Raw genomic sequence first — 10,557 nt, 5'->3', positions numbered from 1 at the left:
TGTTACCCAAATCCGTACCCACTCACTTCTTCGGGCACAATCCGCACTTGATTGTTACCCAAATTCATTCCCACTCACTTCTTCGGGCACAATCAGCGCTTGTTTGTTACCCAAATCCGTACCCCGGTACTTCTTCGGGCACAATAGACCCTCGCGCTTCCACACACTGCATGGATACATTATTTACCTTCTATTCTATAGTATTCCCTCCACTGATTGAAGCAAAAGAAAGGACACTCCCCTCTTGGGAATGCCCTTTATCGTTATTTCTTCTTCGCATGTTTCCGCATATCAAAAGCAACTGCAACGATAATGATCGCGCCTTTTACAATGAACTGAATGTATGGACTTACACCTAGGAAAGCTAAACCGTAGTTGATGACTTGGAAGATTAGAACCCCTGTTATTACTCCAGGAACTGTTCCAATCCCGCCAGATAGAGATACACCGCCGACCACGCAGGCTGCGATGGCATCTAACTCGTACATATTACCGGTGTTGTTGGTGGCACTTCCCACACGTCCAGCCTCTAAAGTACCTGAGAATCCGTACAGGAGACCGGCAATCATATAAATGATAATAATGTTTTTGGCAACATTAACGCCGGAAACCTTTGCTGCTTCCGCATTTCCGCCGATTGCATACATATTCTTACCAAGCTGTGTTTTATTCCAAAGCACCCAAATAATGATTGAAAACGCAATTGCATATAAAATCAGGAATGGAAATTCATATTGACCTATTTTTATTCCCTTTTGCGCGAAGGTGGTAAAGCTTTCACTTAATCCTCCGATTGGCTGCGCACCATATGGCGGACGGTCAAAGTAGATTGAAGTGACTCCGTATACACCAATCATCATCCCTAGAGTTGCGATAAAAGGCGGTACGTGAAACTTAGATACAATAAAACCATTTAAGGTACCAAACAGTCCCGTTACAGCCATTGCAATTAAAATCGGAATAAACAATGGTAATTCTGGAAGGTTTGGATACATTTTATACGCATAATCACCTGCTTGGAGCAAAGATGCTGAGACAACTGCTGCCAGCCCGACCATTCGTCCTGCTGATAAGTCGGTTCCGCCTAGAATCAAGATACCCGCTATACCAAGGGCAATAATGATCCTTGAAGAGGACTGACTTAGGATGTTAATTAAGTTAGTCATGGACAAGAAGTCAGGAGATGCAATGACAATTCCAATTACTAATAGTATTAAAAATACATAAATTACATTATCAAACAGCCATTTTACAACATTCGACTTTTTTGTGGCTTGAGTATTCATTTTGCTTCTCCTCCTAATACAACGCTGCCAGACGCATTATTTCTTCTTGCGTGGTTGTCTTTGTGTCTACGATTCCGGCTGCTCTTCCATTACTCATTACTAAAATTCTGTCTGTAACACCAAGAAGTTCAGGCATTTCTGAAGAAATCATGATAATCCCTTTTCCTTCAGCTGCTAATTCATTAATTAACTGGTAAATTTCAAACTTTGCACCAACGTCGATTCCCCTTGTCGGTTCATCCAACAACAGGATTTCCGGCTTTGTAAGCAGCCAGCGGCCGATGATTACCTTCTGCTGGTTACCGCCGGAAAGACTTCCGATTGGCGTTTTTTGTGATGGCGTTTTGACTTTCATTGAATCAATTACCCATTTTGTATCATCATGGACTTTGCTTTCTGATAGAAACAACCCTTTTTGATACGAGGGCAGGTTCGCAATAATCGAGTTAAAGCTAATGCTGAGCTGTGGATAAATCCCCGTCGTTCGTCTTTCTTCCGTCACGAGTGCAAATCCATTTTTAATCGCATGCTGCGGAGAATTATTCTTAACGACTTTTCCATTTAGCTCAATACTGCCTGATTTGATTCCTCTGATGCCAAACAGCGCCTCCATCACCTCTGTACGTTTGGAGCCGACAAGACCAGCGACACCTAGGATTTCTCCTTTTCTCAACTCAAAGTTAATATTCGAGAAGGACCCTTCTGTTTCAGCAGTTAAATCCTTTACCTTTAGAATTACGTCTCCAGGTTGATTAATCTTTTCAGGAAACCGCTGTGATAAGTCGCGGCCAACCATGAGCTTAATGATTTCGTCGGTTGTTAAGTCCTTCGCACTTTTCGTTGCAATATACTGACCGTCACGCATGATAGTCACTTCGTCAGAGATTTTCAAAATTTCTTCCATTTTGTGTGAAATATAGATAATCGCTACGTTATCACTCTGCAGCTTTCGAATAATCGTAAATAAATGATTTACTTCTTTTTCAGTAAGAGAGGAAGTTGGTTCATCCATCACGATGAGTTTTGAATGATACGAAACAGCCTTTGCAATTTCCACCATCTGCATCTCTGAGACCGACAAGCTTGCTACTTTGCTTCGCGGGTCAATATTGATATCTAGACTTTTAAAAATAGCTGCGGTATCCTCATACATCTTTTTCTCATCAATAAAGATCCCTTTTTTCGGATATCTTCCCAGCCAAATATTATCCATTACATTTTGCTGACGGACCTGGTTCAGTTCCTGGTGGACCATTGAAACTCCGTTTTCAAGGGCTTGCTTGGAGTTTGCGAATGATACCTCTTTACCATCTAACAGGATTTTCCCTTCATCCATGGAATAGATGCCGAATAAGCATTTCATTAAGGTTGATTTTCCAGCACCATTCTCACCCATTAAGGCATGTACGGACCCAGCCTTCACTTTCAGGGATACATTATTTAAAGCAATGACGCCTGGAAATCTTTTTGTTAAATTAATCATTTCAAGTAAATTGTTCGAACTTGCCTCTGACATGCTTAAACCTCCTTGCCTAACCAGTTAACTTGGAATTTTTTATTAATATTGTGATTTCAACAGTCCTGTTTCATGATGTACTTGAAACATAACCCCGAACGAAGGAAAAGAATGATGGATCCTTTTCCTTTGTTCGAGGAGCGCCATAGAGGCTGCCCCCGGACTAGGCGCTCACACATAAATTCTTATTTATACGCGTCTTTTCCAACTTGAATATTGTCTTTTGTAATCTCAATGTAAGGAACACGCACGGCTTTAGCATCGTCTAGTTTCCATTCTGTTCCGTCTAATACGTCCTTACCGTTTGCTGCATTTGCGGCTAGCTGAACAGTAGCTGCACCTTGGTTCTTCGCGTCATTTAAGATTGATCCAACCATTTTTCCTTTTTCAATCATTTCAAGTGCTTCTGGAATCGCGTCTACACCAACAACCGGCATATACTTATCACCTGAGAAGTATCCTGCCTTTTCAAGGGAAGCAATTGCACCTAAAGCCATACCGTCGTTATTAGCAATGACAAATTCAATATTTTCGTTGTATTTCGCAATCCAAGCATCCATTTTTTCGGTTGCCTTCATGGCATCCCACATACCTGTATCCAGCGCTAGTTCATCCACCTGGATTCCTTTTTCCTTCAAGGTATCAACAACGAACTTCGTACGAGCTTCTGCGTCTGGATGCCCTGGTTCACCTTTTAATAAAACATACTGAAGCTTTCCGTCACCATTTTTATCCCATTTATCTTTATTAGCTTCCCAAGCCTTCGCGATTAGTTCGCCTTGAAGCACGCCTGATTCTGATGAAGTCGTTCCGACATAGTAAGCTTTTTCATAGCCTTTTAATACACTTGCATCCGGCTCTTTGTTAAAGAAGATAACCGAAATATCCTTCACCTTTGCTTTATCAATTATTGTTTGTGCAGCTTTAGGATCTACTAGGTTGATAGCGAGTGATTTTGCACCTTTTGCGATAAGGGTGTCTACTTGTTCAACCTGCTTGGCTTGGTCATTTTGCGAGTCATTCAGCATTAAGTTCACTTTACCGTCTGCTGCAGTTTCCATTGCCCGGCGAACATAAGACATGAAGTTATCATCAAATTTATAAATGGTTGCACCCACTGCTGGCAGGTCGCTGTCCTTGCCCTTATTGGATTCTGTAGAATTTGCATCTGAACTGCCGCAGCCAGTTGCTAATAGAATGCTAGAGGCAACTGTTAAAGATAGAATTAACCCTTTTTTCTTTTTAATCATGTCATCCTTCTCCTTTTGCTTTTTGATTAAAGGCTCCGGTAACTTCACTTACCTTTACCTCACTGAAAGCCCTTACACATATGGTAACACCGGAGGTTTTCGGTCAATAGTTCTAACCTATAGCACAAATTTGCGATTTCCTAGATTATTTTGTACACGCAAAAAGACCGACTCAATCTTGAATCGGTCTTTTTCACTATTATTCTATTAACCTGCTGTTTCCCTGCGGAATTCAGACGGAGATAAGCCTGTCTGTTTTTTAAAGACACGGCTAAAATAATTCGGGTCCTTATAGCCGACAGAATAGCATATTTCCTTTAAGCTCTTTGATGCATCCACCATTTCAAGCTTTGCCTGCTTGATTCTTACTTCAGTGACGTAATCGATGAAGGTCATCCCAAACCGGTCTTTAAACAATTTACTTAAATAAAATGGGCTTAACTCCACATACTCTGCTACCTGTTCCAGCGTAATAGAATCAGCATAATGGTTTTCAATATACTCCTTTGCTTTATGCAGCATTCCCTTTGCATGACTGTTTCTCCACAGCTGAACATGCTTCACAACTGAAAGTAAATGGGCTTTTCCTTGTTCTAGAATGGTGTTTGTGTCATCTATTTCGTCAAACCCTAATGACCCTTCGAAATGAATCCCTAAGTCGTGCATCATTCGTGAAAGAAGGATAAACAATTCATCGAACGATTTTTTCACAACTGCTGCTTTTAATCCTTTGTTACCATTCAGTTTAGTTACAAACGAATCAAAGATAAACATCACTTGATTCAGGTCACCCTGCCGGACACCTTCCAGCAATTTTTTTTCAATTTCAAGCAAATCTGATAGAGAAGGCATCTCTGCTGCGCCTTGTTTACTGCTAAATAAATATTTTCGGTTTGTTGTTTTTAATAGGTGCTCCAGCGCCACTACCGCTTCATGGTAAGATTTGTTCAGCTCATGACCTTGGCTATATGGGAGTCCTACCCCAATTCTTAGGTCGGCATTCATTTGTTTCTTTGAAAAAGAGCTTAATAGACTTTCAATGGTCTGCTGTGCACTTGTTTTAAAGTGAGCTTTTTCCAGCAGCTGCTGACTAAGGAATAAAACAGGAACTTGAGAAGCTGTCATCGGTCCTATCATCACTTCTTCCTTTTTCACGATGGTTCTCAAGACTTCCTTAAGCCATAAATAAAAGTCTTGTTTTATTTGTACGTCAAGTTCCCCCTTTACCTTGGGCAGGAGGGAGCACAGCATTATATATCCAGAGTTCATTTCCACCCCTAACAGTTGACTCCATTCATCAAAGGAAATATCTTGGACCTGGTTCATTATCAAGGAAGATACCCACTCTTTCTGGGCAATGGAAACAGCACGGTCAAGGTTTTCCACCAAGCTTTGCTTTTCTCTCATCGACTTTTTCTCTTCATGTATTTCTGTTGAAACACGCTGTAAACTCTCAAGAATATCTTGTTTTCTACTAGGTTTTAAGATGTATTCCTTTACACCTTGCTGCATAACTTCTTTGGCATATTCAAATGTATTAAAGGCTGAAACCATAATGAAGCGAATCCCATGATTCCTTTTTTTGATCTCCTTTACAGCTTGGACACCATCGATTCCGGGCATTTTAATATCCATAAAAATGATATCAGGCTTGAGCTCTTCAGCCATTTCAATGGCCTTTCTTCCATTAGGTGCTTCCCCCATTACCATTACGTCTAGAGAAGAGCTGTTTATGATCTTCGTCAATGCTTTTCGTTCCAGAACCTCATCATCCACAATTAGAACTTTCAACAAGCTCACTTCCTCCTTTTCCAACGCTTGGAATGGTCAGTCTAAACGTTGTCCCTTCACGTAACTCTGATTGAATTTCAATGATATCTTTTTGATTGTAAAAAAGCTGAAGTCTGCGAATGACATTTTTTACACCGATGCCGGTTGAATGTCCTTTTGACTTTTCTTTTTCATATCCTTCTTCCACTTCTGTTCCGCTTACAAGTTTAAGCAATCTATTTTGGGTAGTTTCATCCATTCCATCGCCATTATCTTTGATCTCCACATTAATTCTGTCATTGCATTTGTATATATGAAGCATGATTTCAGCATTTTCCTCATACGATTCAACACCATGTATAAAGGCATTTTCGATTAATGGCTGAAGGGTTAGACTAGGAATTTCAATGTCTAAACATTCCTCATCTATTTCCGTTATGAATTGAATCCGGTCGCCAAATCTAGTTTGTTGAATAAAAAAGTACTCCTTCACAATATTGACCTCATCCCTTAGAGTGGCGGCTTTATTCAAATCACCGCCAAGGTTATAGCGCAGCAGTGCTGCAACGGATTCAATTAATCGAGACGTATGTTCTGCATCCTCTAGATAAGCCATCTTTGAAACCGTATTCAAAGTATTGAACAGAAAATGTGGATTAATTTGATTTTGAAGACTTCTAAGCTCTAATTCTTTCAGAAGCTTATCAAGCTCTGATTTCTGTTTAATCTCGGTTACCAATTGCCTTAGATTTGACCGCATTTCGTTAAAGGTTTGTGTTAAAGGCCTTAATTCATCCTTGGTCGTGATCTTGATATCTTCACCAGAGAGATTACCTTTTGATATTTGCCGTGCCGCCTCAGATAGAAGTGTAATGGGTTTTGTAATACCTCCTGACACCCACAGAGCGATTAAGGTGCTAAGAAAAAAGGCAGACGAGAACAGAGAAAAAGACAATAATTTATAATAATGATTTTGTCTTTCCATTTGATCATAGAAATTTTGATAATCTGTCAGCTTATTATTTAAGAGTGCAAGCGTACTTTCTTGCAGGAATCCTGCTATTTTCATTGCTTCATTGAGATGATTCGAATATTCATTAATATTGTCTTTATGAAAAGCTTCAATGGTTGCGTCACATTCCTCTAAAAAGCTATTGATCATATTTTGATAATTAATAACCGCTGAATCACTTGACTGCATTTCTTTATTAAATAGCCACTGGTCATGCTGCAGCTTTGATTTTTCAAGATTATAGTCTTTTAAATAGGAGGTTTCCTTATCTAACAAATACCCTTTCAGGTTTTCCGTAATGACAGTGGTCCTTTGAGAGATATCATTTAACATGAGAAACCGTTCAAAACTATCATCATATTCATTGATAAGGGTTTCACTGCTTTGATAAAATAGAACGCCAACAGACGTTAACAGCACAACAAGGACTATAAAATAGAGTAATAGTTTGGAACGAATTCGAAATAACATGATCAGCCTTCCTCCCCTATGAGCTGTTTCATTTCAGGTAAATCTTCTTCTCTCATGATCCGGGTATTCGTATGAATAACAGGAGGAACCTTCTTGCCTTCGATTAAATCGATCATCATTATTACCGCCTTGTAGCCCATTTCAAAAGGTTCTTGGACTACAGTTGCCTTAATGTTGCCCTTTTTAATATATTTTAGTGTTTCAGGCAGTGTATCAAATCCAATAATATAAACTTCATTCTTTTCCCTAAACTTATCGACTACTTGGGCAATGCCTATTGCATCTAGGGCACTTGTTCCATAGAACGCAGTGACTTCAGGGTAATCCTCCAGTATTTGATATGCCTTTTCAGCGGCTCGAACCCGGCTGATTTCAGATTCTTCCACCGTAATGATTTTGATTCCGTGTTCATTTGCCACTGCGTCACGAAAACCTTGTACACGCTGCTGCTGATGATTCGCATAGAAACTTCCGGTAATGATGGCTACATTCGCCTGACCATTCGTATCCTCAGTTAAAGCCTTACCTGCCAAAAAACCAGAATAATAATTGTCTGTTCCAATATAAGCCATCCGGTTACTATTGGCCGCATCTGTATCAATCGTTATCACAGGAATTTTTTCTACCACTCTATTAATTAATGGGGTAAATGGCTCATCACTTAAGCCCTGCGTAATAATCCCATCGACTTTAGAGGCCAAAGACATTTCAATCGTTTTTAAATGTTCATCGATGTTCGCCTGCTTCGGTCCGGCATATTCTAATAAAACACCATGTTCCACCGCAGCCTTCTGTGCTCCTTCTTCAACAAGCCGCCAGTAGTCATTGTCTAACTCCTCCGGAACCAGCACAAAATGATAATTAAACGTTTCCATCGTTTTCCCCTCTGCAGGCAAATCATGACTGACAACCTTGTAACCATAAAAAATCGAAAAGGCACAACTCACAAGAAAACACAAAATCCCCACACCATATGCTGCCTTCGTCAATCTGCTCATAAAACAACTCCATTGTTATCAGACTAGATAAAAAATATTATACGGAATAGCCCAAAATTCGACAATGCTAAATGGTGCCTGTCACCATAAAAACACAAATGTCCACCTGAGGTGGACATTTGTGTTTTTATATTGATTTTAAGAGCTGCTGTCTCGTATGATGAGCTGGGTGGAGATGGTTATTTTTTTTGCGATTTTCCGTCCTTCGATTCTTTCTGCCAGGGTGTTGACGGCTGTTTCTCCCATCAGCTCGGTAAAGACTTTTACAGTGCTTAATGATGGAAAGACGTATTTGGAGATGCTGATGTCGTTGACACCAATGATGTTAACCCTGCCTGGAACTGGAATTCCTTCTTCTAATAGAGCCCTGAGTGCTCCCACTGCAAGCGAATCACTAGCTGCAAAAAAAGCAGTCGGCAGGTTTTCCCCATGCTCTTTTATTGCCTTTTTCATCAGAGAGTGACCATCACTCACGGAGAATGACCCTATATACATATACGCCTCATTCAAGAGCTGTTTCTCATTTAGATAAGACTTGAAGGTAGCCTCTCTTTGGTCCTCAATCAGCGAAGCTTGATCTTTGAAAACTTCGCTTCCGCCGATATAACCTATTTTCTCATGTCCATGATCCAGATAATGGTCGATAACTTTCTTTGTGGCTTTTTCAAAATCAATCACAATCGAATCGAACTGTTCTTCATCAGGAGAGGTATCCACAAAAACAATATTATTGGTGATTGAAACTAAATCCGTAATTTGTTTTTCGCTAAACTTTCCGATTGCAATAAGTCCTTGAATTTCATCCTTTTTTAGACTCTCATAGTTATCTTGAAAATATTTAGCTACAGATAAGCCCGATTGTCGGGATTGATTTTCAACCCCAAGCCGAATCGACATATAATATAAATCTTCTAATTCTTCCTTTTCCGTATACCACTGCAAAAGGGCAATTTTTCCGGTATCTGCTTTTCTAGCTGGTTTCTTTTTATAAGAGAGCTGCTCCGCAATCTCAAAGATTCTCTTTTTTGTTTCATCACCGACAGATAAAGAACTATCATAATTTAATACTCGGGATACTGTTGCGATGGAAACTCCGGCTAATTCTGCAATATCCTTTATTGTAGCCATTTATCAAACTCCTATTGTATTAGAAAAAAAGCGATATTTCGTTTGTGCACGATATACATCCTCCGGTATTAACACGATGCTTGGAAAATCTGGCTGATTAATCGCGTCAGGCAGACCTTGCGTTTCTAAACATACACCTAAGTAGTTCCTTGCTCTAACACCAGATATTGAAAAAGGACCTTCTAATTGATTCGATGTATAAAGAACTACGCATGGCTGATCTGTTGTCACCATTAACGTCCTGCCGCTCTCTTTTTCACTTAACACCACTGTATTTTCTCCCTTTTTAGTAAAAGTGAGCGGGTGGTCATAACCATTTCCAGCAAGCACATTTTGTGGATAGTCAGATTTCATTCCCGACATTAATAAACGGCCATGTCTAAAATCAAAAGGTGTGTTTGTTACATCTACCAGTCTTCCAGTAGGAATCAAATCTGAACCCAGCTCTAAAAAGCGGTCGCTTTCTAATTGTAGAATGTGCTCAGAACAATCTCTTTTAATATTGCCGCTTAAGTTAAAATAGGAATGATTCGTTAGATTAACGATTGTCTTTTTATCTGTTACCGCTTCATAGCTAATGGTCAGCTCATTTTGATTATTTAAAAGGTAGAGTATGGTGGTATCCAAATTTCCAGGATAGCCTTCTTCTCCATCCTTGCTTCGATAGAAAAATTTAATCCCTGCCTCATTCTCGTTTTCAATGGTTTCGGTCTTCCAAATAACATTGTGAAATCCCTGTTTACCGCCATGTAAATGGTTAGGACCTTCATTCGGTGTCAATTGGTACACTTCTCCATCTAACTCAAACTCTGCTTTATTAATTCTTCCAGCCACTCTGCCGACAGCAGAGCCAAAATAAGGGGACAAATCAATGTAATCCTCCAAATTTTCAAACCCCAGCACTACATTTTCAATCTTCCCCTTCTTGTCAGGGACCATTATTTTCGTAATAATACACCCGTAATTAAGGCATGACACCGACATTCCTGCATCGTTCACAAGGGTATACTCCATTACGGACTCGTCATGTAGACGTCCGAATTCTTTTTTTATTATTTTCATCCATTCCACTCCATTACTTGCTTTAAAGTTATAAACACTTGTGTCAACACATGCTGTCAGCACT

At 39.8% G+C, this 10,557-nt stretch carries 8 protein-coding genes; all 8 read right to left on the bottom strand.

The window, feature by feature from the left end:
* Nucleotides 1–263: 263 nt before the first annotated feature.
* The 8 genes from mglC to SFC47_RS22975 all read right to left on the bottom strand — a co-directional run bounded on the left by mglC (nucleotide 264) and on the right by SFC47_RS22975 (nucleotide 10,493).
* Nucleotides 264–1,286, bottom strand: coding sequence for a galactose/methyl galactoside ABC transporter permease MglC (mglC, locus tag SFC47_RS23010; RefSeq protein ID WP_411256902.1), 1,023 nt, complete (start codon nucleotides 1,284–1,286; stop codon nucleotides 264–266).
* 13 nt (nucleotides 1,287–1,299) lie between these two features.
* Nucleotides 1,300–2,802: a galactose/methyl galactoside ABC transporter ATP-binding protein MglA gene (gene mglA, locus SFC47_RS23005; protein WP_411256901.1), complete on the bottom strand. Its 1,503-nt coding sequence runs from the start codon at nucleotides 2,800–2,802 to the stop codon at nucleotides 1,300–1,302.
* A 185-nt stretch (nucleotides 2,803–2,987) separates the two neighbouring features.
* A complete protein-coding gene (mglB, locus tag SFC47_RS23000) occupies nucleotides 2,988–4,052 on the bottom strand; it encodes a galactose/glucose ABC transporter substrate-binding protein MglB (RefSeq protein WP_411256900.1) in 1,065 nt (354 codons plus the stop codon).
* 207 nt (nucleotides 4,053–4,259) lie between these two features.
* A complete protein-coding gene (locus SFC47_RS22995; protein ID WP_411256899.1) occupies nucleotides 4,260–5,846 on the bottom strand; it encodes a response regulator in 1,587 nt (528 codons plus the stop codon).
* Entirely contained in the window at nucleotides 5,821–7,305 is a 1,485-nt protein-coding gene (locus SFC47_RS22990; protein WP_411256898.1) for a sensor histidine kinase, read from the bottom strand. The genes SFC47_RS22995 and SFC47_RS22990 overlap by 26 nt, the downstream gene beginning before the upstream one ends.
* A 2-nt stretch (nucleotides 7,306–7,307) precedes the next feature.
* Complete coding sequence (locus tag SFC47_RS22985) at nucleotides 7,308–8,303, bottom strand: sugar-binding protein (protein WP_411256897.1); 996 nt, start codon at nucleotides 8,301–8,303, stop codon at nucleotides 7,308–7,310.
* 138 nt (nucleotides 8,304–8,441) lie between these two features.
* A complete protein-coding gene (locus tag SFC47_RS22980; protein ID WP_411256896.1) occupies nucleotides 8,442–9,431 on the bottom strand; it encodes a LacI family DNA-binding transcriptional regulator in 990 nt (329 codons plus the stop codon).
* 3 nt (nucleotides 9,432–9,434) lie between these two features.
* Nucleotides 9,435–10,493 (bottom strand): aldose epimerase family protein, encoded by a 1,059-nt coding sequence (locus tag SFC47_RS22975; RefSeq protein WP_411256895.1) that lies wholly within the window; start codon nucleotides 10,491–10,493, stop codon nucleotides 9,435–9,437.
* Nucleotides 10,494–10,557: the final 64 nt, after the last annotated feature.

Origin of the sequence: Neobacillus niacini (assembly GCF_046591715.1) — a bacterium.
Taxonomy (GTDB): Bacteria; Bacillota; Bacilli; order Bacillales; family Cytobacillaceae; genus Neobacillus; species Neobacillus niacini_L.
The sequence above is the reverse complement of the archived record's forward strand: the minus strand, read 5'-3'. Positions and strand labels throughout refer to the sequence as shown.